The sequence below is a fragment of the Mesorhizobium sp. M8A.F.Ca.ET.181.01.1.1 genome (assembly GCF_004792025.1).
GTDB lineage: Bacteria > Pseudomonadota > Alphaproteobacteria > Rhizobiales > Rhizobiaceae > Mesorhizobium.
The window spans coordinates 555,040-577,966 of record NZ_SRTV01000001.1; the positions used below are offsets into that span (position 1 = coordinate 555,040).

General features: G+C 63.7%; 21 protein-coding genes. 11 read left to right on the top strand and 10 right to left on the bottom strand.

Translation table 11 applies throughout. The annotated features are described in order from the left end of the window. Nucleotides 1-256: 256 nt before the first annotated feature. From EN824_RS02805 to EN824_RS02855, 11 genes are all read left to right on the top strand, one after another. Nucleotides 257-1,243 carry an ABC transporter permease gene (locus EN824_RS02805; protein ID WP_127278341.1) on the top strand — a complete coding sequence of 329 codons (987 nt, stop codon included), beginning with the start codon at nucleotides 257-259 and terminating at the stop codon, nucleotides 1,241-1,243. Nucleotides 1,244-1,330: 87 nt separating this feature from the next. Continuing rightward, a complete protein-coding gene (locus EN824_RS02810) occupies nucleotides 1,331-2,356 on the top strand; it encodes a sugar ABC transporter substrate-binding protein (RefSeq protein ID WP_015317085.1) in 1,026 nt (341 codons plus the stop codon). 256 nt (nucleotides 2,357-2,612) lie between these two features. After that, entirely contained in the window at nucleotides 2,613-4,736 is a 2,124-nt protein-coding gene (locus tag EN824_RS02815) for an SMP-30/gluconolactonase/LRE family protein (RefSeq protein WP_127278342.1), read from the top strand. Further along, a complete protein-coding gene (locus tag EN824_RS02820; protein ID WP_127278343.1) occupies nucleotides 4,733-5,788 on the top strand; it encodes a hypothetical protein in 1,056 nt (351 codons plus the stop codon). The genes EN824_RS02815 and EN824_RS02820 overlap by 4 nt, the downstream gene beginning before the upstream one ends. Continuing rightward, the gene (locus EN824_RS02825) at nucleotides 5,788-7,284 is read left to right on the top strand and encodes a sugar ABC transporter ATP-binding protein (protein WP_127278344.1); all 1,497 of its coding nucleotides are present in this window, start codon (nucleotides 5,788-5,790) and stop codon (nucleotides 7,282-7,284) included. Before EN824_RS02820 ends, EN824_RS02825 begins: the two co-directional genes overlap by 1 nt. A 390-nt stretch (nucleotides 7,285-7,674) precedes the next feature. Then, on the top strand, nucleotides 7,675-8,085 hold the full coding sequence (locus tag EN824_RS02830; RefSeq protein ID WP_127278345.1) for a carboxymuconolactone decarboxylase family protein: 411 nt from the start codon (nucleotides 7,675-7,677) through the stop codon (nucleotides 8,083-8,085). A gap of 239 nt (nucleotides 8,086-8,324) precedes the next feature. Continuing rightward, nucleotides 8,325-9,161, top strand: a complete 837-nt coding sequence (locus EN824_RS02835; protein WP_135931869.1) for a metallophosphoesterase — start codon at nucleotides 8,325-8,327, stop codon at nucleotides 9,159-9,161. Next, nucleotides 9,158-10,315: an ABC transporter ATP-binding protein gene (locus EN824_RS02840; protein WP_135931870.1), complete on the top strand. Its 1,158-nt coding sequence runs from the start codon at nucleotides 9,158-9,160 to the stop codon at nucleotides 10,313-10,315. Before EN824_RS02835 ends, EN824_RS02840 begins: the two co-directional genes overlap by 4 nt. Continuing rightward, complete coding sequence (locus EN824_RS02845; protein WP_127280742.1) at nucleotides 10,308-11,231, top strand: sugar ABC transporter permease; 924 nt, start codon at nucleotides 10,308-10,310, stop codon at nucleotides 11,229-11,231. The genes EN824_RS02840 and EN824_RS02845 overlap by 8 nt, the downstream gene beginning before the upstream one ends. Continuing rightward, on the top strand, nucleotides 11,228-12,058 hold the full coding sequence (locus EN824_RS02850; RefSeq protein WP_135931871.1) for a carbohydrate ABC transporter permease: 831 nt from the start codon (nucleotides 11,228-11,230) through the stop codon (nucleotides 12,056-12,058). Before EN824_RS02845 ends, EN824_RS02850 begins: the two co-directional genes overlap by 4 nt. 26 nt (nucleotides 12,059-12,084) lie before the next feature. After that, nucleotides 12,085-13,347 carry an ABC transporter substrate-binding protein gene (locus EN824_RS02855; protein ID WP_127280744.1) on the top strand — a complete coding sequence of 421 codons (1,263 nt, stop codon included), beginning with the start codon at nucleotides 12,085-12,087 and terminating at the stop codon, nucleotides 13,345-13,347. Nucleotides 13,348-13,404: 57 nt separating this feature from the next. Here the strand turns inward: EN824_RS02855 and EN824_RS02860 are convergent, their stop codons facing one another. The 10 genes from EN824_RS02860 to EN824_RS02910 all read right to left on the bottom strand — a co-directional run bounded on the left by EN824_RS02860 (nucleotide 13,405) and on the right by EN824_RS02910 (nucleotide 22,893). After that, nucleotides 13,405-14,292, bottom strand: a complete 888-nt coding sequence (locus EN824_RS02860; RefSeq protein ID WP_189522120.1) for an amidohydrolase — start codon at nucleotides 14,290-14,292, stop codon at nucleotides 13,405-13,407. Beyond that, on the bottom strand, nucleotides 14,292-15,428 hold the full coding sequence (locus tag EN824_RS02865; protein ID WP_127278871.1) for a VWA domain-containing protein: 1,137 nt from the start codon (nucleotides 15,426-15,428) through the stop codon (nucleotides 14,292-14,294). Before EN824_RS02865 ends, EN824_RS02860 begins: the two co-directional genes overlap by 1 nt. A 234-nt stretch (nucleotides 15,429-15,662) precedes the next feature. After that, nucleotides 15,663-16,544: a MoxR family ATPase gene (locus EN824_RS02875; protein ID WP_135931873.1), complete on the bottom strand. Its 882-nt coding sequence runs from the start codon at nucleotides 16,542-16,544 to the stop codon at nucleotides 15,663-15,665. A gap of 9 nt (nucleotides 16,545-16,553) precedes the next feature. After that, nucleotides 16,554-17,555 (bottom strand): molybdopterin cofactor-binding domain-containing protein, encoded by a 1,002-nt coding sequence (locus EN824_RS36505; protein WP_135919316.1) that lies wholly within the window; start codon nucleotides 17,553-17,555, stop codon nucleotides 16,554-16,556. A gap of 1 nt (nucleotide 17,556) precedes the next feature. Beyond that, complete coding sequence (locus EN824_RS36510; protein ID WP_135931874.1) at nucleotides 17,557-18,924, bottom strand: xanthine dehydrogenase family protein molybdopterin-binding subunit; 1,368 nt, start codon at nucleotides 18,922-18,924, stop codon at nucleotides 17,557-17,559. 12 nt (nucleotides 18,925-18,936) lie between these two features. Further along, a complete protein-coding gene (locus EN824_RS02890) occupies nucleotides 18,937-19,419 on the bottom strand; it encodes a (2Fe-2S)-binding protein (protein ID WP_135881979.1) in 483 nt (160 codons plus the stop codon). Nucleotides 19,420-19,528: 109 nt separating this feature from the next. Then, nucleotides 19,529-20,323 carry an FAD binding domain-containing protein gene (locus EN824_RS02895; protein ID WP_135931875.1) on the bottom strand — a complete coding sequence of 265 codons (795 nt, stop codon included), beginning with the start codon at nucleotides 20,321-20,323 and terminating at the stop codon, nucleotides 19,529-19,531. Nucleotides 20,324-20,334: 11 nt separating this feature from the next. Then, entirely contained in the window at nucleotides 20,335-20,778 is a 444-nt protein-coding gene (locus tag EN824_RS02900) for an SRPBCC family protein (RefSeq protein ID WP_135931876.1), read from the bottom strand. Between the two features lie 113 nt (nucleotides 20,779-20,891). Beyond that, nucleotides 20,892-21,719, bottom strand: a complete 828-nt coding sequence (locus EN824_RS02905; protein WP_127278864.1) for an AraC family transcriptional regulator — start codon at nucleotides 21,717-21,719, stop codon at nucleotides 20,892-20,894. Between the two features lie 175 nt (nucleotides 21,720-21,894). Beyond that, nucleotides 21,895-22,893, bottom strand: coding sequence for an ABC transporter permease (locus tag EN824_RS02910; protein ID WP_127873191.1), 999 nt, complete (start codon nucleotides 22,891-22,893; stop codon nucleotides 21,895-21,897). Nucleotides 22,894-22,927 lie beyond the last annotated feature (34 nt).

Genomic DNA, 22,927 nt, shown 5'->3' on the forward strand with positions numbered 1-22,927 from the left:
ACCATCGCGGGGTTAAATTCCGTCTTCGCCTTTCGCCTTGGTGTGACGCTTTCGCAATGCGCCCAGATGGTGCAAACAATTGCCAAAAGCGTTTAAGTTTCCGGGCATTGCGCCAGATTCGGCAATCAATGCGTCCACTTTGCGAATCTCATCGCAAGCCCACGTTTTGAACGCGGATTCATTTGACGAAGCGACGCTGAGCCGATTAGTTTTCGACCCAGGGGTGGCAGCGCTGCCATCGGGGTGAAAGCAGACAATGAACATGGCCGGCTGGCTGAACTTCAGGAGCCTGAATCAGGAAGGCATTGTCTTTGCCATAGCGGTGGTGCTGTTCGTCGCCGCCGCAATTGGCCTGCCGGGTTTCATAGATCCCAACAATCTCGTCGCCATCGTCCGCTCGGTGTCGGTGCTGGGCATACTGGCGCTCGGCATGGCCGTCGTCATCATCGGCCGCGGCATCGACCTGTCGGCGGTGGCGATCATGGCGATGTCGGTCGCCTGGTACCTGCAATTGCTCAACACCGGAACGCCGGACGGGCTGGCCTTCGCCTATGTGCTGGCCGGCGTGCTCGCCATCGGCCTGCTCAACGGCTTTCTCGTCGCCTATGCCGATGTGCCGGCGATCTTCGTCACGCTGGCGACCGGCTCCTTCGTCTTCGGCTATGTGCGTTCGCAATTGATCACGCAGGACGCGGTGCCGGTGCCTCAGGGCCATTGGGTGGAACTGCTCGGCGGCCTGCGCTTTCTCGACGTTCCGATCGAGGTGTTCGTCTTCGCCGGGCTCGCCTTCCTGTTCTTCCTGTTCCTGCGCTACACCAAATGGGGCCGCTACATCTATTTCGCCGGCGACAATCCGGTGGCGGCGCGCAACATCGGCATTCCTGTGCGGCCGATGCTGGTGCTGCGCTATGTGCTGTCCGCTTTCGTGGCGCTGATCGCAGGCCTTTTGACGGCGGCCAGCCTGCACTCGATCAACACGCGGGTCGTCAACTCGACGCTGCTCTACGACATCGTGCTGGTGGCGGTGATCGGCGGCATCGGATTGTCGGGCGGGCGAGGCGGCGTGCGCAACGTGCTGGTCGGCGCAGCACTGATCGGCATCCTGCTCAACGCCATGACCATCATCGACATTCCGCTGCTCTACCAGAACCTGATCAAGGCGGCGATCCTGCTCGGCGCCATCATCGTCGACGGCATCATCAATCCGCGCGACGAACAGACCGCGCAGCAGGGCGATATTTAGGGCAGATGGGCTAGCCCATCTTGCTCGGGGTACCCGGTGCGATCGGAACGATCGGCCGGCAATGAAAACCGAACCAGAGGATGACACATGAAACTGATCAGAACACTCATGGCGGCTGCCACGGCCCTTGCCGTCACCGCCTTCGTGGCGCCGACCTTCGCCGCTGACGATCCAGGCCCTGCTGCCTATGCACAAGCGCTGAAAGGCAAGCGTGTCATGCTGGTGCCGCTGGCGATGGGCTTCGACCTGGCGCAGGGCTGGGCGCATTACCTGAAGAAGGAGGTCGAGGCCTGGGGCGGCACGTTCGAGACGCGCGATCCGAACTGGGTGGTCGATGCCGGCGCGCAGGCGATCACCGATGCGATCTCTTCGGACACAAGGCCAGATGTGCTGATCATCCATGCACCGGACCTCAACTCCTATTCCAAGCTGATGAAGAAGGCGCAGGCGGCCGGCACCTATGTAATCCTGGTCGACAATCCGGCGAATTTTCCCGCCGACGCCTTTGTCGGCAGCGACTGGGACCGGCTCGGCCAGCTCGAGGCTGAAGCGGCGATCAAGGGTTGCGGCGAGAACTCGTCCAAGAAAATCGGATTGGTGCAGGGCGACCAGGCCAATTCTTCCAGCCTTTACCAGTATGCCGGCATCATGAAGGTGCTGGACAAGCATCCCGACTTCAAGGTCGTGGCAAAGCCCGACTCCAACTGGGATGCCACGACCTCGCGCAACGTCACCACGACCATGCTGCAGCAGAACCCCGACATCTGCTCGATCATCGATTTCTGGGATGGTGACGCGACCGGTGCATCCGCCGCGATCCGCGACGCCAAGCTCGACGGCAAGGTGTTTTTGGTCACCACCGGCGGCGGCGAAAAGGCGGCCGATTGCGACAAGCTGAATGACGGCACCTATGGCGCCGTGGTGATGACCGATCTTGCACGCCAGTCGGGCGACATGAACGCCATCATAAAATTCCTGCTGCAGAGCGGCCAGCCGGCCGGCACCTCGCACACCTACATCTACACGCTGGAGAAGGCGACGACCAAGGCCGACCTCAAGCCCGACAGCTGCTGGGACCTGAAGGCGCTGCAGGCCGAGGCGGCGGCGAAATAGTGTCGCGCGGTTAATGTCAGCGAGGTGGCTTGGGCCATCTCTAATCGCTAGCGGTTTGCGCTGCCCTCACCCTTACCCTCTCCCCGTGAAGAACGGGGAGAGGGGGACGCCGACGTTGGTGCGCTTCCCTTCTCCCCGTCTCTATACGGGGAGAAGGTGCCGGCAGGCGGATGAGGGCAGCGGCGAGATCGAGAATTACCCGAAGCCATGCCTCGGGAACAACCCGGCCCTTTTTCTCATGGAATAGCAGCAGCCGATGACCTTTCGCGAACGCCTTCAGTCCTGGCGCTACAATCTCGTGCCCGACCATCTGGTCGGCGAGATCCTGACCAAGCGCTGGACCGACAACGCCATTCCTTTCCTGGCGCTGGTGGTGACATTGGCGACCTTCGGCTCGATCATTCCGGGCTTCTTCAAGCTCTCCTCGCTGCAGGAATCGACCCGCCAGCTCGGCGAGTTCTCGATGGTCGTCACCGGCATGACCGTGGTGATGCTGGGCGGCGGCATCGATCTCTCGGTCGGTTCGATCTTCGCGCTGTCCTGTTTCTCCGCCGTCTATGTCTTCTTCATCCTGGAACAGTCGATCTGGCTGGCGCTGGCCGCCTCGCTCGCCACCGGCCTCGTGTTCGGCGCGATAAACGGCTACCTCGTCGGCTATCTCCGGCTGCGCGCCTTCCTCACCACGCTGGTGACCTTCATCTTCGGGCGGGCGCTGTTCGACATTCTGGTCACCACCTATGCCGCCGATGTGCAGCTTTCGACCGCTACGTCTGACGTGCTCGATTTCATAGGCGACAGCGCCTTCTGGGGGCTCTCGGTCTCGGTGTGGCTGGCAATCATCCTCGCCATCGTCACCCATATCGCGCTGACGCGCTCGCGGCCCGGCTGGCATGTGCTGGCGGTCGGCGGTTCCCGCCGCTCGGCGCACAATGCCGGCATCCGGGTGCGCCGCACCGTGTTCATGACCTATGTCTTTTCCGGCTTCTGCGCCTCGATCGGCGGCTTTCTCATCGCCTGCCGGTTGAGCGGGGCGGGGCCGGGCACCGGCCTCAACCTGGAGATCATGGCGCTGACCGCTGCGGTGGTCGGCGGCGTCAGCCTCGGCGGCGGGCGCGGTTCGGTGATCAAGGGCCTGATGGGCGCCATCATTGTGCTCACCATGACCAACGGGCTGATCCGGCTCGGCTACGGCACCGGCACCAACCAGATGGTTCTGGGCATCATGCTTGCGGTGGCTGTGACCATCGACATCCGCTGGCTGAAGAACCGCCACAAGGTGCTGAACGAGGTCTATGTCGCGCCGGTCTATCTCAAGATGGGCGAAACACAGTCCGCGGTGCCGGGCTCCGGCACGCCTTACGCGCTCGACAACCGGTTGTCTTCAGCCGACCATATCGGGCTTGGCGAACTGGAGGGGCCTGAAGACGTCATCCTCGACCGCGACGACAATCTCTATTGCGGCACCCGCCATGGCGAGATCGTCCGCTTCTTCGCGCCCGATTATGTCAGGTCGGAAGTGTTCGCCCATATTGGCGGCTTTCCGCTGGGGCTCGCCTTCGACAAATCAGGCAATCTCATCAGCTGCGTTGGCGCGATGGGACTCTATTCCGTGTCGCCTGAGCGCGAGGTGAAGCGTCTGTCGGCCGAGACGTCGCGTTCCTGGACCTCGATCGTCGACGATGCACGGCTGCGCGATCCCAATGATTGCGACATCGCTCCGGACGGGCGCATCTATTTTACGGACTCGACCAAGCGCTACGACGCCCATGACTGGGCGCTGGACTCGATCGAGAACCGCGCCACCGGACGGCTGCTGGTCTACGACCCCAGGGACGGGTCGACCAGGACGCTGCTCGACGGCTATCGCTACACCAATGGTGTGTGCATGGCGCATGACGGCAAGTCGCTGTTCTTCGCCGAAAGCTGGGCCTGCCGCGTGCATCGCTACTGGCTGGAAGGGCCGAAGGCGGGCACCGCCGAATGTGTCATCCGCGACATGCCGGGGTATCCTGACAACATCAACCGGGCCTCGGACGGCAATTACTGGATGGCGTGGCTGGGTATGCGCACGCCGAGCTTCGACCTCTCGCTGCGCCATCCCGACATGCGCAAGCGCATGACGCGCCGGCTGCCGCAGGACGAATGGCTGTTTCCCAACATCAACACCGGCGGCGTGGTGAAATTCAACGAGAAGGGCGGCATCGTCGAGGCGATGGGCGACTTGACGGGCGGCGCGCACCCGATGGTCACCTCGATGCGCGAGCACAAGGGATATCTGTTCGTCGGCGGCATCCTCAACAACCGCATCGGCCGCTACAAGATCAGGGGTGCCGACCCGAACTGGACCAGCCCCGCTTCCTATTGGGGGGCGCAACCATGATCCTCGATCCGATCCTGGATATGTTTCGCGGCAAGGCAGTGACCATCCCGCCGCTCGACGGCGCCTTCCGGCCGAACACGCGGCTCGATGATGCGTCGGCTTTCGCCGAACTGACCGAGCCCGACAATCTGCTGGTTGCCGGTGGCCGGCTGCTCGCCTCAAGCGGCAACGCCGTCCTTGGGATTGCTGTCGGTGTGGAACCCGCCGTGGTCGAGACCTTTCCGTCTCCTGTCACGGCGCTGTCGCTGTCGCCTTCAGGCGAACTCACGGTAGCGCTGGAGAGCGGCAAGCTGTTCATCGCGGCCAGGGAGGTGTCGCTGCCAGCCGGAATCCGTTGCATCACCGCTCTTGCCTATGCCGAGGACGGCGGGCTTTGGCTGGCTAATGGGTCGGCCGAGCACACGCCGTCGCAATGGGCCGCCGATCTGATGAAGAAGGGCGCCTCCGGTTCGCTTTGGAAGCGGGATGCGGCAGGCGGTGAGTTCAGCAAGCTGGCCGGCGACATTGCGTTCCCTTACGGGCTCCATCCCCTCGGTAGGGACGTGCTGGTGAGCGAGAGCTGGCGCCACCAGCTCGTCCGTTTCGATGGCACGACCGGCGATCGCTCGACCGTGCTGACGCATCTGCCCGGTTATCCCGCGCGGCTGTCGCCGGCCGGCGATGGTGGCGCGTGGCTGGCCCTGTTCGCGCCGCGCAACCGGCTGATCGAATTCGTGCTGCAGGAAACGCACTATCGCCAGGACATGATCGGACAGGTGCCGCCGGCCTACTGGATCGCGCCGGCGTTGGCCTCAAACCGCAGCTTCCTCGAGCCGCTGCAATGCGGCGGCATCCGAACCATGGGCATCCACAAGCCGTGGTCGCCGAGCCGCTCCTACGGGCTGGTGGTCAGGCTCGATCAAAACATGCAGCCGCAGTTCAGCCTGCACAGCCGCGCCAACGGCACGCGCCACGGCATCTGCAGCGTGGCGGAAAGGGACGGCGGGCTGTTGATCGCCTCGAAGGGCGGCGACTGCGTGCTGGCCGTCGACCTTGCCTCGGGAGGTTTCTGATGCAACCGATAGTTCGCCTCGAGAACGTCACCAAGAATTACCGCGGCGTGCCCGCGGTGAAGAACGTCACCTTCGAGCTACGCAAGGGCGAAATCCATGCGCTGCTCGGCGAGAACGGTGCCGGCAAGTCGACGCTGACCAAGATCATCGCCGGAGTGGTCGATGCCACCTCGGGCAAGATGTTCCATAAGGGCCAGGAGATCGCCTACGCCTCACCGCATGCCGCGCTCGAAGCGGGCATTGCCATGGTGTTCCAGGAGACCAGCCTGGTGCCGTCGATGACGGTGGCGCAGAACCTCTATCTCGGTACTGAAAAATTCCTCAACCGGCTGCGCGGCACGTATATTTCAGCACAGCAGTTCCTGCAGTCGCTGAATTTTCCGGTCGATCCGAACGCCATGGTGGCGACGCTGGGCGCCGCCAAGCGGCAGATGGTCGAGATCGCGCGCGCCGTGCACCACAATGCCGAGATCATCATCTTCGACGAACCGACAGCGACGCTGACGCCGGAGGAGAAGCGGCATTTCTTCGCACTGATCCGGCGGCTGAAGGCGAACGGTGTCTCGATCGTCTTCATCAGCCACGCGCTGGAAGAGGCATTGATGATTGCCGACCGCATCACCATCCTGCGCGACGGCGAGCTGGTCATCACCGACGACACGTCGGCCTTCGACCGCGACAAGATCGTCGCCGCCATGGTCGGGCGCACGCTGTCGGGCCAGATCTACCGCCAGCGCGATGAGGCCAGGCTGCGCAAGGCCGGCAAGAAAGTGCTGTCGGTGCAGGACATTTCGATGAGCAACGTCGTGCGCAACAATTCCTTCTCGATCTTCGAGGGCCAGATCACCGGCGTGTTCGGCCTGATCGGCTCGGGCCGCACCGAGACGTTCAAGATCGTGTCGGGCATCTACAAGCGCGATTTTTTGCGCGGCGGTGCGATCGAACTGGACGACAGGCCGGTGCGCTATCTCGTGCCGAGCCAAGCGGTGGCCGACGGCATTGTCTATGTCACCGAGGACCGCAAGAGCGAAGGCATCTTCGAGACGATGGGCATCGCCGAGAACCTGTTCGGCGGGCTGCTGGCGGCGGGCCGCGAACAGGCCTGGGTGATCAACCAGCAGGAGTTGCGGCAGCTTTCGGCGGAATGGACCAAGACGCTGAACATCAAGGCGATCAACGACAATGCGCGCGTCGTCGAACTGTCCGGCGGCAACCAGCAGAAGGTGGTGATCGGCAAGGGGCTGGTGCAGAAGCCGCGCATCGTCATCTTCGACGAACCGACGCGCGGCGTCGACGTCGGCGCGATCGCCGAGATCCACCAGATCATCAACCGGCTGGTGGATGAGGGGCTGGCGGTGGTCGTCATCTCGTCCTACCTGCCTGAGATCATGAACCTGTCGGATCGCATTTTGGTTTGCCGGCAAGGGCGCATCGTCGAGGAGTTTTCACCGGCGGAGGCGACGGAGGAGAGGATCATGTACGCGGCGGTGCATTAGGTGGCGAGACAAGGTGGATGATCGCACCATTGGATCGAACACCGGAGGCTAGTCGAGGCATCCGTCATTTCGTCATCCACGGGCGGAGCAAGGAGCGTAGCGACGCGGCGCAGACCCGAGGATCCATGCCGAGACTCAGAAGCGCTGCTATGGTGCAGGATTTGGCTCCGCTGCACTCTACGGTGAAAGTCGCGGCATGGATCCCAGGGTCTCCGCGACGGCGCTTCGCGCCTGCTTCGCCCAGGGATGACGAAGTTTAAGTGCTTCGGCCAACCTTCAAGGCGCCACGCCATTGAGCGCCAAAAACCGAGTCAAAAAAGTTGGTTAGCCGCCGCATTTGCTCGAAACTTGTTTCAACGACCTTATTCATCCAAACGAAAGGACCCGATCATGGCCACCACAAAGCTCCTCAGCGATGCCGAGGTCGAGAAAATCCCGGCGGTGAAGGCGGTGTTCGACGACATCAGGGCGACGCGCAAATCGGATTTCGTCAACAATTTCTGGCGTGGGCTGGCCAATGATCCGGCGGCGCTGAAGCGGATCTGGGAACAGTTGAAGGCTGTGATGGTGGCGGACAGCGCCATCGATCCGCTGACCAAGGAAATGATCTACATCGCGGTGTCGACGGCCAATGGCTGCTCCTACTGCGTCCACTCGCACACGGCGGCGGCGCGCGCCAAGGGCATGACCGACGCGCAGCACGGCGAGCTGGTGTCGATCATCGGGCTCGCCGGCCAGACCAATCATCTGGTTACGGCGATGCAGATTCCAGTCGATCCGCAATTCGAGGTGAAAAGCTAGAGCCGTTCCGGGAAACGCGCATAGCGGCCTTCCATCTGAAATTACGCAAAAACAAAGAGTTAGAGCGGTTCGGTAGTTCTATCGAGCGCTGAACCGCGCCGGCGGCTAGCCGGCCTATCGGCGCGCCGCGCACATTTGTCCCCACGCTGTTAAGGAAGTGACATGTAACGGCACTAAGGAAGCCACACGCGAGGTCGCTCGGTGGTTTTCCGGCAGCCGGCTCTCGCAATGGAGCCGGCATGAAAATCGTCCAGATCACCGATACCCATTTCAGCCCGACCAAGCCGCATTTCAACGGCAATTGGCAGCCGCTCGCCGCCTGGATCGAGCAGAGCGCTGCGAACCTCGTCATCCATACCGGCGATCTCAGCGTCGATGGCGCAGACAAGGATGCCGACATCAGCTTCTGCATGGACCTGATGCGGGAAATCTCAGTCCCGATGCTGCTTGTGCCCGGCAATCACGATGTCGGCCATCTGCCCGGCTCCTTGCAGCCGGTCAATGCGGAACGTCTCGAGCACTGGCGCCGGCTGGTTGGGCCTGACTACTGGGTGGAGGACGCCGGAAACTGGCGGCTCATCGGCCTCGACAGCTTGCTGATGGGCTTTGATGATGCCGACGAAGAGAACCAGTTCGAATGGCTGCGCGCGGCGCTGGAAAGCCGAGGCGGCCGGCGCGCCGCGCTCTTCGCCCACAAGCCCTTGTTCATCGATGAGCCGGGCGAGGGCGACACCGGTTACTGGAGCATCCGCCCGGCACAGCGGCAGCGTCTCTACGATCTGATCGCCGCCCATGATGTCGCGCTGTTCGCCAGCGGGCACTTGCACCGGGCATGGCAAGGCAAATACCAAAACACTTCGCTGATATGGGGTCCGTCGGCTGCCTTCGTCGTCGGGGACATGGAGCGCGACATGCCGGGCGAGCGGTTGCTCGGCGCCGTCGTGCTTGAGTTCGGCGACACGGTCACCAGCGAGATCGTCGCAATTCCCGGCATGACCGTCCATGTCCTCGATGACGTGGTCGAGGAGGTCTACCCGCACGAGGCGCACAAGGTCCGCGGGAAGGTCGCGTCATGAGCGCGCTCTCGCTTCGCGGCCTGAACAAGGCCTTTGGCGGCAACGCCGTCCTGAACGGCGTCAGCCTCGATGCCGAAGCGGGCGAGTTCATCGCTCTCGTCGGCCCCTCGGGCTGCGGCAAGAGCACCTTGCTGCGCATCCTTGCTGGGCTCGATCATGCCGACAGCGGCGAGATCTTCGTTGGCGGCAAGGACATGTCGGCGGTCGCCGCGGCCGATCGCAACATCGCCATGGTGTTCCAGTCCTACGCGCTCTATCCGCATCTGACGGCCGGCCAGAACATTGCCGTTCCGCTGGCCATGAAGCGGTTGAGCCGGACACAGCGCCTGCCGCTGGTCGGCTCGGCCCTGCCGGGCCAGAAGGAGATCCGGGCCGGGATTTCGCGCGATGTCCGCGAGATGGCGACGGTGCTCAAGATCGATCATCTGCTCGACCGCAAGCCTGGTCAGATGTCAGGTGGGCAGCGGCAGCGCGTCGCGCTGGCGCGCGCCATGGTGCGCCATCCCAGCATCTTCCTGATGGACGAACCTCTGTCCAACCTCGACGCCAATCTGCGCGTCCATGCCCGTGGCGAGATCGTCGAACTGCACCGGCGCGCCGGCGTGCCGACGCTCTATGTGACGCATGACCAGGCGGAGGCGCTGTCGATGGCCGACCGCGTGGCGGTGATGATCGGCGGCAATCTGCTGCAACTCGCCGCGCCCGAGGCGATCTACAACGATCCCGCTCATATCGAGGTCGCCCGCTTCGTCGGCCAGCCGAGGATCAACATCATCTCGGCGCTCGCCGAGAATGGCCGCGTCGATTTCTCGGGCATCCGGCTTGCCCTGCTGGAGAAAGTGGCGAACGGCCCGGTCAGCCTCGGCATCCGGCCTGAATTCGTCAAGCTGTCGCCCAGCGGCCGGAGCGGGCTTGCCGGACGCATCGAGCGCCTGGAATTCCTCGGGTCGGAAGTCATTGCCCATTGCCGGCTCGACGCTTCCGGCGACGTCGTCATCGCCAAGCTTGCGCCGCATGAGGCGAGGGAACTGATTGCGGGAATGCCGGTGGGTATCCTTCTGTCCCCCGAACAGGCCATGGTCTTCGGGCCGGAGGGACGGCGGCTGCGTACGGCAAGCGCCGCGCCCGCACGCCAGGAGCCGGCCCATGTCTAGCGTCGCGCTGGCGGGCCGCGCTTCGGATGCAGCGGCACTTCATCGGCGCAGCGATGACCGCACCGCCTGGCTGCTGGCAGCTCCGGCGATCGTGCTGTTGCTGCTGTTCGTGCTGCTGCCGGTGGTTGCCGTCATCTTCCTCGGCTTCACCGATTTCGAACTCGGCTACGGCAAATTTCGCCTGGTCGGCTTCGAGAACTACGCGCATCTGATCACCGATCGAACCTTCCGCAAATCATTGTGGAACACATCGGTCTATACGGCGATCGTGGCGCCGGTCTCGATCATGCTCGGCCTCGGCGTCGCCTTGCTGATCGAAGGCGAACCGCGTGCGCGCGGCTTCTTCCGCACCGTCTATTTCCTGCCGGTGGCGTCGCTGATCGTCGCCATGGCGACCGTCTGGCAATACCTCTTCCATCCGACGATCGGGCCGCTCAACGCGCTGCTTTCGCTCGCCGGCATTCCCGGTCCGAACTGGCTCGGTGCCTCAAACACCGTGCTCTACAGCCTGTCGATCATCGGCATCTGGCAGTCGGTGGGCTTCAACATGGTGCTGTTCCTGGCGGGCCTGACGGCTATCCCGCGCGAACTCTATGCCGCCGCACACGTCGACGGCGCGAAATCGGCGCTCGACCGGTTCTTCCTGGTCACCTGGCCGATGCTCGGACCGACGACGCTGTTCGTCGTCACCATCAGCATCACCAATGCGGTGAAGGTTTTCGAGACCGTGAAGATGCTGACCGATGGCGGCCCCAACAAGGCGTCGGAAGTGCTGCTGTTCACCATCTACCAGGAAGGTTTCGTCTATCTGCGTGTCGGCTACGCCTCGGCGATGACCGTCGTCTTCCTGGCGATCCTGGTCGTGCTGATGCTTCTCCAGTATCGCGTGCTCGACCGACGGGTGCACTACACATGACCAGCATCCCGGCCGGCCGCCTCATCCGCTTCGCGCTGCTTTCGCTCGGCGCGCTGATGATCCTTGCCCCCTATATCTTCATGATCTCGACGGCGGGCAAGACGCAGAGCGACATCTTCACCTCGTCGCTGTCGCTCATCCCCGAGCATTTCTACTTCGCCGAGAATTTCGCCAAGGCGTTTGCCAAGGTGCCGATGGCAACGCTGCTGTGGAACGGCGTCATCGTGTGCGGCCTGATCTTCTTCTTTCAGGTGCTGGTCGCCATCCCTTGCGCCTACGCCATGGCCAAGCTGAAATTCCGCGCGGCGCGATTGATGATGGTGCTGGTCATGCTCGGCCTGCTGGTGCCGATCCACGCCACGGCGCTGCCGCTCTATGTCGCCTTCGACCGGATGTCGCTGTTGAACAACTACACATCGCTGGTGGCGCCTTTCACCATTTCGGTGTTCGCGATCTTCATGTTCCTGCAGTTCTTCCGCGCCATGCCCGACGATCTCATCCACGCGGCGCGGCTCGACGGCATGTCAGAACTCGGCATCGTCGCGCGCGTCATCGTCCCCAACGCCTGGCCGGCCGTCACCGCCTTCGCGATCTTCTCGGTGGTCGCGCACTGGAACGATCTCTACTGGCCGCTGATCGTCGTCAGCAAGCAGGCCTACGCCACGCCGCCGCTCGGCCTGATGTATTTCCGCGCCGCGGAGGCCGGCGACGACTACGGCGCACTGATGGCCGCAACGCTGATCATCACCCTCCCACTCGTCGTCGCCTTCCTGTTCGCACAGAAGCGCTTCGTCGAAGGCATCACCATGACCGGTCTCAAAGGCTGACCGGGTCGAACCAGGAGCACGAGCACATGAAGCAACTTCCCAGGATTCTTGCGGCGGCGGTCTCGCTGACCTTCGCCCTTCCGGCCTATGCCGACACGACGCTGACGGTTCATTATCCGATGCCCGGCTTCTTCAAGAACGTGATGGACACGATCTCGAAGAAGTTCATGGCAGAAAACCCCGACATCAAGATCCAGTTCGCCAGCCCGTCCGCCACCTATGAGGAAGGCATCCAGACCATCCTTCGCCAGGCCGGCACCGACGAGATGCCCGACATCACCTTCATCGGCCTCAATCGCCTGCGCATGCTGAACGAGCGCGACGTTGCCGTCGATCTTGGCCCGCTGGTCAAGAAGGAAGGCAACATGGCGGAACTCGGTTTCTCCGACACGATCCTGAAGCTGGCGCAAGTCAACGGCAAGCAGGTCGGCCTCGCCTTCGCCACCTCGAACCCGATCATGTATTACAATGCCGACCTGGTGAAGGCCGCCGGCGGCGATCCGGACAACCCGCCCAAGACCTGGGACGAGGTGATCGCGCTCGGCGGCAAGATCAAGGCGCTCGGCAATGGCGTCGACGGCATCGACTTCCGCTGGCAGGGCGACGACTGGATGTTTTCGGCGCTGCTGTTCGGCGCCGGCGGCAAGATGCTGAACGAGGACGAAAGCAAGGTCGCCTTCAATGGGCCGGAAGGCGAGAAGGCCGTCGAGATCCTGGAGCGGATGGTGAAGGAGGGCGGCATGCCGGTCTTCACCAAGCCGGCTGGCGAGCAAGCGTTCGCGGCCGGCAAGGTCGGCTTCGAATTCCAGACCACCGGCGCCCTGGTCAACACCATCAAGAATGTCGGCGACAAGTTCACGCTGCGCACGGCCAAGATCCCGCTGATCGATCCGGTCAACGGCCATCTGCCGACCGGCGGCAACGCCGTGGTCATCCTGACCAAGGACGCGGCCAAGCAGGACGCCGCCTGGAAGTTCGCGAAGTTCGCCGCTGGCCCTTATGGCGCGTCGGTCGTCGTGCCCGGCACGGGCTATGTCCCCAACAACGAACTGGCGGCGAAATCGCCGGAATATCTCGGCGATTTCTACAAGAAGAACCCGCTGTTCCAGGCTGGTCTGAGCCAAATGCCGCTGATGGTTCCGTGGTATGCTTTCCCCGGCACCAACGGTGTGAAGGTGACACAGACCATCGTAGACAATCTGTCGCGGATCGTCGACCAGTCGGCAACGCCCAGGGAGGCGCTCGGCGACGCTGCAAGCGACGTCGAAGGCATGCTGCCCACGCAATAAGGAAGCACGGCGGCTCTTTCCTTCTCCCACAACAAGGGGAGAAGGAAGACCGCTGCGTTAAACCGGCCGATACACCCGCTCCGCCGTATTCCAGAAGATATCCGTCTCGGCGGCCGGACCGTGCTTCGCCACCGCATCGCGGTGCGCCTTGATCAGTTCGGCGTGGCTGGTCCACAGCTTTTCGATCGGGAAGTTCGAGCCGAACATCAGGTGATCGGTTCCGAGAATGTCGATCGCGTTGTCGACGATATAGGCGATGAGAGCCGGGTCGTTGCGGTGGACGAAAGTGCCGAGACCGGAGAGCTTGGCATAGAAATTGGGCGCAGCCGACAGCGTGCGCAGGCCGGCCTTCCAGGCCTCGGTGGTTTCCGTGTCCATGCCGGTCAGCATGCCGGCATGGGTGAGGATGAATTTGGTTTGCGGATTCTCGCCGACCAGCGCCAGTCCGTCCTTCATCTGGGCGGGGAAGAGCTGCAGGTCGAAGGACAGGTCGTAATCTTTCAGCCGCGCGACATTGGCGCGCACTCTCGGGTCGATCACCTGGTCGGCCGAGGCGGCGAAGCGGAAGGCCGGCGTCTCGTGCCAGTGCAGCTGCATGCGCACGCCGCGCAGCAGCGGATATTTTTTCAAGCGGTCGATCTGAGACCTGACATCGTCGACCGTCATGTCGGCATAGCCGACGATGGCGTGCGGCCAGCCGGTTTCATCTGCCGTTTTCTGCAGGAAGGCGACTTCCTTTTCGAAATCCTCCTTGGCCCAGTTGGTCTGGACATAGACCGCTTTTTCTACGCCGGAACCCTGCTGGTCGGCGAGAAACTCCCCGATCGGATAATCGCGGCGGATCGGCTCGTAAGGGCCGAAGATGCGCGGCACCATCGGCCCGACCAGCCAGGGCTGGTCCTGCTGGCGCCAGATGTGGAAATGCGCGTCGATGGCTTTTTGCATCACGATACCCTCTTCCAGATTGCCGCCGCCACGGGCGCGGGGCGGGCAAGCGACAGGATGAAATCGGTGAGACCGGCAAGTGACGAGCCGTCGACCAGATCGTCAAGCACTGGCAGGATGGCACTGAGCGCGGCGGTCTCCGGCCGGAAGCGCGGGTCGCCGGCCAAAGGGGTCGCCAGCGACAGCCGGAAGGCGCGGGCGCTCAGCCGGCGGATGGCCGTTTCCAGTTCGGCATGATCGCCGCGCTCCAGCGCGTCGGACAGGATGACGACGGCCGCACCGCGCGCAAAGGAGGAGAAACGCGGCACGGAGAGGAAGGCAAGCAGCGTCGGCCCCATGCGGGTGCCTCCGTCCCAGTCGTCGACCTGGGCGGCCGCGCGCGCCAGCGCCTGGTCCCGGTCGCGGACGCGCAACGCCGTGGTGATGCGGGTCAGACGCGTGCCGAAGGTGAATATTTCTGCCCGGTCAGCACCCTGAACGGCGGCATGCGCCAGCTTGAGATAGTCCGCTGTGTGCAACTTCATCGAGCCTGAAACGTCGATGAGGATCAGCAGCTTGCGCGGCACGGTCTGGCGGCGGCGCAGCAGCGGCGAGGGGACATCGCCATCGGCGCTGACGATTTCCCTGAGCGAGCGGCGCAGGTCGAGCTTGCCGCGTGAATGGGTGCGCACCGTGCGGAACGAGCGGCGCGCGGGGAGCGCGGATGACAGTTGGCGGTGAAAGGCGGTCAGCCTGTCATCGTCGCGTTGGAAGTCGCGGGTGCTCAACTGCTCCAGCGCCGAGGACAGTTCGCCGCCTTCTTGTTGCTGCTCGGCTTCGATCCGTTCGTCGTCGGCGCCGCCATCATCCTTGATGCGGGTCTCGTCGTCGGCGTCGCCTTCGACAACGGCTGACGTGTTGCCGTAGAAATGGCTTTGGAAATGCGCCTCGAATTCGTCGCGGCGATCCGGCGGCGGCGCCAACGTGGCAAGGGCCGCCTCGCGGATATCGGCCATCGAGCGGGGGCCAAGCAAGGTTATCGCCTGCATGAAGCCGGAGGCTTGTTCGGGGGCAATGGCGAAACCGTACTGGCGCAGCAGTCGGGCGAAGCCGAGGAAGGGTGCCGAGGCCGGAGGTAGGCTACGGTCGCGCGGCATGGCAGAAATATTCCGACCGTTGCGTTCCTTCGCGCCCCCCTCTGTCCTGCCGGACATCTCCCCCACGAGGGGGGAGATCGGATGTCATCCCGGCTTTCGCCAATCTCCAACGTAGTAGGATTGAGCGAAGCGCCGAGGTTGCTAATCTCCCCCCTTGTGGGGGAGATGTCCGGCAGGACAGAGGGGGGCGCTGTCCCGCCGACGTTAGAGACAGAGGCTTGTTGACTCCCCGCATCACGCCAGCGCCTCCTTGACGATGCGGCCGAGCTCCGGAGCAATGTAGGACAGGTCTTCCTCGTCCTTGATCAGCACGCCGATGGCGCGGCGGAAGGCTTCCGGCCAGGGGCTACCGCCTTTTTCAAGAATGGTCGCGGCATTGGCCCATTCGACCGCCTCGGCGATGCCGGGCGGCTTGGCGAGTGGGCGTGCTCGGATGGTCTGTACAGCCGCCGCCACGGCGCGAGCAGTGGCCTGCGCCACATCGCCGGCGCGCAGCATGATGATGGCGGCCTCGCGTTCGGCGTCGGGATAGCCGATCCAGTGATAGACGCAGCGGCGGCGCAGCGCTTCGGCGAGTTCGCGGGTGCGGTTCGAGGTCAGTACGACGATCGGCTGTGCCTCGGCACGGATGGTGCCGCGCTCGGGAATGCTGATCTGGAAGTCGGAGAGGAATTCCAGCAGCAGCGCTTCGAATTCATGGTCCGAGCGGTCGATCTCATCGACCAGCAACACGCGCTGCTGCGGCGCCTTCAGCACTTGCAACAGGGGACGGGCGATGAGGAAACGGTCGTCATAGATGTCGATCTCGTGCTCGCCGGCATGACGGATGGCGAGCAACTGGCGCTGATAATTCCATTCGTAGAGCGCGTGCGCGGCGTCGATGCCTTCGTAGCATTGCAGCCGCACCAGATCGCGCCCGAGCAGCGCGGCCATCGCCTTGGCCGCCTCCGTCTTGCCGACGCCCGGCGCGCCTTCGAGCAGCAGCGGCTTGCCGAGCCGGATAGCAAGAAAGATGGCGGTGGCGAGGCTTTCGTCGGCCAGATAGCGCGAGGCGGCGAGGTGCTGTGCCACCGCCTCCGGCGAGGTCGCGACAGTCTCGGTGTTCGCCTCGGGCATTTTCGGCACTCAGTTCGCCTGCGCCTTGAGCGCGCGCAAAATGCGTTCCGGCGTGATCGGCAGCGTGTCGATGCGCACGCCGACGGCGTCGAAGACGGCATTGGCGACCGCCGGTATTTGCGGGTTGGCGCACATTTCGCCCGGCCCCTTGGCGCCATATGGTCCGTCGGCGGACGGACGCTCCAGAACGATGATTTCGGTCTCGGCGAGGTCGCCGGGACCGGGCATCAAATACTGGTTGAAATCGGTGCCGCCATGGTCGCGGTTGGGATAATAGGGCTCGGTCGTCTCGTAGAGTGCGTGGCTGATGCCCATCCAGGAGCCGCCGACCAGCTGCTGCTCGACCATTTTCGGGTTCAGCGCGCGGCCGATCTCGAAGACGTTCTTCACGGTGAGCACGGTCACTTCGCCGGTCTCATCGTCGACCTCGACTTCAGCGACCGTGCAGGCATGCGCGTAGCAGGTCGACGGCTTCATCGCGCCGGTTTCTTTCTCCGGATAGGAGCGGGGGATCAAAAACATGCCGCGCCCGGATATGGAGCGGCCGCGTTTGAAATGCGCCGACAGCGCGACGTCGAAGATCGAGATCGACTTTTGCGGCGCGCCCTTGACCAATATGTTGCCCTGGCCGTCGGTTTCTAGGTCCGAGGCATTCACCTCCAGCTCTTCAGCGGCCACTTCCAGCATCACCTGACGGGCCTCCTTGGCGGCCTGGATCACGGCATTGCCAGCGCGGTGGGTGCCGCGCGAGGCGAAGGTGCCCATGCAGTGCGGGCCGGTGTCGGTGTCGGCGGTGTCGACGACGACGCGGTCGGTCGGCACGCCGATTGTCTCGGCGCAGATCTGCGCCATGATCTGCTTCATGCCCTGGCCGAGATCGACACTGGAAAGCGTCACCATGAAATTGCCGGTCGGGGTCGAATGCACCAGCGCCTGGGTCGGATCGCCGCCGAGATTCATGCCCGTGGGGTAGTTGATCGCGGCGACGCCGCGTCCGCGCCGGATCGCCATCTCAGGCTCCCTTCTTGTAGGAGGACATCGCCATGTATTTCTCCGCCACCGGCCAGTTGGCGGCGCGCGCTGCTTCCTGCATGCACTCGATCAGTGCCGCGCCCTCGGTCGGCTGGCGATGCGCTTTCATGTCGCCGTCACGATAAGCGTTGATGAAGCGGAATTCGAGCGGGTCCATGCCGATCAGCCGGGCCAGCTTGTCCATCTGCACTTCCAGCGCGAAGTCGCCGATGGTGACGCCGAAGCCGCGCATGGCCGACGACGGTGTGCGGTTGGTGTAGACGCAGTAGGTGTCGATCCAGACATTGGGGATGGTGTAGGGACCGGGATAGTGCCCGGCCCCCTTCTGCGCGCCATAGGGCGAGTGGCGGGAGTAGGCGCCGGCATCGGTATAGCCTGTGACTTTGCGCGCTACGATGCGGCCGTCCTTCATGACGCCGTCCTTGATGACGACTTTTTCGGCCGCGCGCGGCGAGGAGATCTGCATCTCCTCCTCCCGGCTGTAGATAAAACAGACCGGTCGTCCGGTTAATTTTGCGCCGAGGATGGCGATCGGCTCGACGATGACATCGACCTTGCCGCCAAAGCCGCCGCCGACGGTGCCGCCGACGAAATGCAGCTTCGAGCCCGGCATCTGCAGGATGATCGAAGTGTTGTCGAGGGTGAAGAACATCGCCTGGGTGTTGGTGTAGCAGGTGAAGCGATCATTGCCTTCGGGCGCCACCACGCAGCCGGTGGTCTCGGTCGGCGCGTGCTCGATGGGCGAGGATTGATAGCTTTGCTCCAGCACGTGATCGGCCCCGGCAAAGCCCGCCTCGACATCGCCGAAGCGCACCTTGCGGGACTCGCCGCTGTCATAGAGGTAATAATTCTGGCCGTGATATTCGTTGACGATGGGCGCGCCGGGCTTCAGCGCTTCCTCCATGTCGAAGACCGCCGGCAGCACTTCGTAGTCGACCTTGACCTTGGCGGCGGCTTCCTGGGCGGCCCGTTCGGTTTCGGCCAGCACCGCCACCACGGCCTCGCCCTTCCAGCGCACCTTGCCGTCGGCCAGCACCGTCTCATCCTCCGGCCCGACCTGGATCAGGATCAGGATGGTGTAGACGTTGTGCGGCACGTCCTTGGCCGTCAGCACCTTGACGACGCCCGGATGCTTTTCGGCCTCGGAGGTGTCGATCGAGCGGATGCGGGCATGGTGGTGCGGGCTGCGCACCATCTTCAGATGCAGCATGCCGGGGAAATTACGGTCGGCGAAAAAGGTGGTCTTGCCGGTGACATGGCCGGGCGAATCCGAGCGTGGCCGGACCTGGCCGATCTCGTGCAGATCGTCCTTGCGGACATCGGCGAAGTAGTTCTTGCGCAGTTCCATTCTTTTGGTCCCTCAGGCCGCGTTCTGCGAGTTGGCGCGGGCGGCGGTGAGCACCGCCTGGATGATCGGCTCGTAACCGGTGCAACGGCAGATGTTCCCTGACAGCGCTTCGACGACCTCGTCGCGGCTGGGGTTGGGCGTGTGGTCGAGCAGCGCCTTGGCGGCCATGATCATGCCCGGCGTGCAGAAGCCGCATTGGCTGGCGAAAGTGTCGAGGAAGGCGCGCTGCAGCGGGTGCAACACGCCGCCTTCGGCAAGGCCCGATGTGGTGGTGATCGTTGCGCCGTTGCAGGTTTCGGCCAGCGTCAGGCAGGAGAGCCTCAACTCGCCGTCGACGATGACGGAGCAGGCGCCGCACGTGCCCTGGTGGCAGCCGCCCTTTGGCGAGGTGTCGCCGATCTTGTCGCGCAACGCATTGAGCAGCGTCGTGCCGCTGTCGACGAATTCGGCCTTTTCAGAGCCATTGAGCGTGAATTGAACCGGGACCTTTGCCATTCTTCCTCCTTGCGCGCCTGCCCCGCAGGGCAAGCGCGCGCCCCCCGACGTGTTCATTTTTGTGCTTGTCGTTCTCCCAGAACCGCTTCACACTTTTGGGCGACAGGCATCAGCCGAGCAGCAGCCGGCCGAGATGGACCGGCAGCACTTCGGCGCGGTACCAGGCGCTGGCGATGGGATCGGTGATCGGCGCGGCGCCTTCGGTGGCGGCGGCCAGCGCTGCCGCGATGCCGTCTTGATCAAGCGTTTTTCCCAGCAGTGCGTTTTCCGCCGCCCTGGCGCGCACCGGCCGATCGGCCATGCAGCCGAGCGCGATCCGCGCCGAGGACACGGTCCCGTTTCCAGCCTGTTCCAGAACGATCGCAATGCTCAGCACCGAGACCCCCTTGGGCTTGACCCGCGACACTTTGAGGAAGCGGAAACTGCCGACCCTCGGAAGCATGAAACTGACCGACGTGACGATGGCGCGGCTGTTGTCCCGCCCGGCCAGGAAGGTTTCGATGGGCGTGTCGCCGTCATCGGTGCCGACCGTTGCGTCGAGCGCCAGCAGGGCTACGGCAAAATCACCATAGGGCGACGGCGCGAACAGATTGCCGCCGACAGTCGCCATGTTGCGGATCGCCGGACCACCGACGGCGCGCGCGGCCTTGGCAAGGGTACCAAGCTCCGGATGGCGGGCGATCTCCGCCATGGTCGCCGAGGCGCCGATGCGGACCTTGCCCCCGGACAGGGCGATGGCCGACAGGGCCGGGTCGGTCGACCTGACAAGGCCTGAGACCGAGACGTCGCCTTCATTGGCCGCGCGGACCACGAGTGTGCCGCCGCCGAGATAGCGCGTGCCGGCGGACTTCAGTGCCGCATTCGCGTCCTTCACAGTTGTAAAAGTCTGCAGCGCCAGCGCCATGGTCCGCTCCTTCAGCTCTGGCCGGCGAAATGGCTCTTCAGGGCATTGAAGCCGCCCTGGAAGACATTGGCGCCCATGCCCTCGGCCAGCTTGTCCGCATCCTCGGGGGCGGCGTCGAAGCTGGCGGTCCATTCGGCATAGGTGCGGTCGCCGTCGGTGACGCGCCTGAGCTGCAGCGTCGCCTTGTGGTTGGTGAGCGGCTGCGGCGTCTCCAGGATGGAATAGCTGACGAGGAAATCGTCATCGGAAAAGTCGAGCAGTTTTTCGCGCAGGCGCGCGCCGCTGGCGAGCTGGAAGTTGCGCACGCAGCCGATCGTGCTGGCATCCTTGCCGTCCTCGATATGGCTGTCGACCATGCGCGGGTGCCAGCCCGGCAGCCCGTTGAAGTCGCGTATGCGCGCCCAGACCTTTTCGACCGGCGCGTCGATGACGCTGGAGATGGTGACTTTGGGCATATGGTGTTCCCTTGCGGAGTTCGTTGCGGCAAGGGTAGGGCGCTGGAGCGGGCAGCGCTTATCAATGCGTCTTGAGCGCGTATCAACCAGTCTGAAAAACAGATGGCGCCGACTCAGGCCGTGGCCCGCGCGGCCTCGCGGTAGAGCGTCGGCGGCACGCCGACATGGTCGCGGAAGAAGCGCGAGAAATTGCCCTGCGTGGTGAAGCCGAGATTGCAGGCGACCGAGATCAGCGGTTCCTGCGACCATTGCAGCTGCCGCACCGCTTCCTCCATTCGCAGCGTGTTCCAGTAGACGTTTGGCGTCAGATTGGTCTGTTCCTTGAACAAGGCGAAGAAATGCGGCCGCGACAGGCCGACGCTGCGGGCTACATCGTCGAAGGAGATGCGCTCGCAGACATTGGCCTTCATCAGCTGGATCGCCTTGCGGACGCGGAAATCCTGCATGGTGCTGATGCGGCCGCGCGCTTCCTGCGGCGCCGAGGCGTCGGCGGCATCGAGCACCGAGTCGATGAAGCGCTCGATCTCGTAGTTGGCGACGTCGTCGACGCTTTCATTGTCGGTGAGATGATCGAGCAGGCTGGCGGCGGCCTGGTGCAACCACGGCTCGAGCGCGATCGCCGCCTGTGAGAACAGCGGCGCGCTGGACGGCAGGTCGCGGCGCCGGCGCGCCCAGTCCGGGTCGATGTAGAAGGCCAGGAACAGGCCCGGCCGTCCGTCCTGGGACAGGACGTGGCTATGCGGCTGGAGCGAGTTGATGCCGGCGGCGGTACCCGGGCCGAGGCGGACCGTCTCACGGCCGATGGTCATCTCGCCGGCGGTGCCTTCGAGCCAGATGATCAGATGCGCCTCGACATGGGCATGGGTGACGAAGTCGCTCGCGACATTCAGGACAGAAACATGTCCGAACCGGCCCCAGTAGAGCCTGATCGCTTCCGTCATGGGTATATCCTCCCGCAGGCGACTGGCCTCCCTTCGCCTGCAGGGGGATTGTGCGGCCGGTTTTCGGTATCCGTCAAGGCATCGGTCGTTGGCCGAAACCAATGGCGGTCGGCTTCAGCCGATTTTCAGACTGAGCGATAGGAACCAGAACGAATAGCGCTTCGACGACGTGCTCTCAGTCGCTGCGCCTGAAATTGCGGATGCGGTCGAACAGAACCGCCAGCAGGATGGCGCCGCCGATGAAGGTGCCTTGCCAGAAGGCGTTGATGCCAAGCAGGCCAAGGCTGTTTCGGATCACCTCGATGAGGGCAGCACCGACAATGGCGCCGAAGGCGGTGCCGACGCCGCCGGCCAGATTGGCGCCGCCGATGACGGTGGCGGCGATCACTTGCAGTTCCATGCCGTTGCCGAGATTGGTGGTGACGGCGCCGAGCCACCCGGTCTCGATGATGCCGGCAATGCCGGCTGACAGCGCCGAGATCATGTAGACGGCGACCTTGATCTGCTTGACCGGTACGCCGGTCAGCGTCGCCGCGTGCTCGTTGCCGCCAATGGCGAAGATATGGCGGCCGAACTTCGTCCAGCGCAGGATGAAGCCGGTGATCAGCGCCAGGATGATCATGTAGAGCACCGGATTGGCGATGCCGAACACCCAGGCGCCGCCGCCGAGCGCCAGCAGCTTGTTGTGGTCCGGCCCGAACTGGAAGACGACGGTGTTGTTTGAGGCGACCATGGCAAGGCTACGGGCGATCGACAGCATGCCGAGCGTCACCACGAAGGGCGGAAAGCCCAGGTAGGCGATAAAAATGCCATTGAAGGCGCCGATGACGAGCGCGGTGGCGATAGTGGCCAGAATGCCGATCTCTATCGAATAACCGGCATGCATGGTGACCGCCAGCACCATCGAGCACAGGCACAGCACCGAACCGACAGACAGGTCGATGCCGCCGGTGATGATGACGAAGGTCATGCCGAGCGCCACGATGGCGACGAAGGTGATGTTGCGGGTGATGTTGTAGAGGTTCTTGGAGGTGGCGAATGCGTCGGTGGCGAAGGACAGGAAAATACAGGCCAGGATGACGGCGATCACCACCCAGAAAGTCTGGCTGGAGAACAGGCGCGACAGGAAGGTGTGCTGCTTCTGCGCGATCGTCTGGTCAAGGGTGACTGCCATTATCGACCTTTCCTGCGCTGCCGATGCGCGGTGA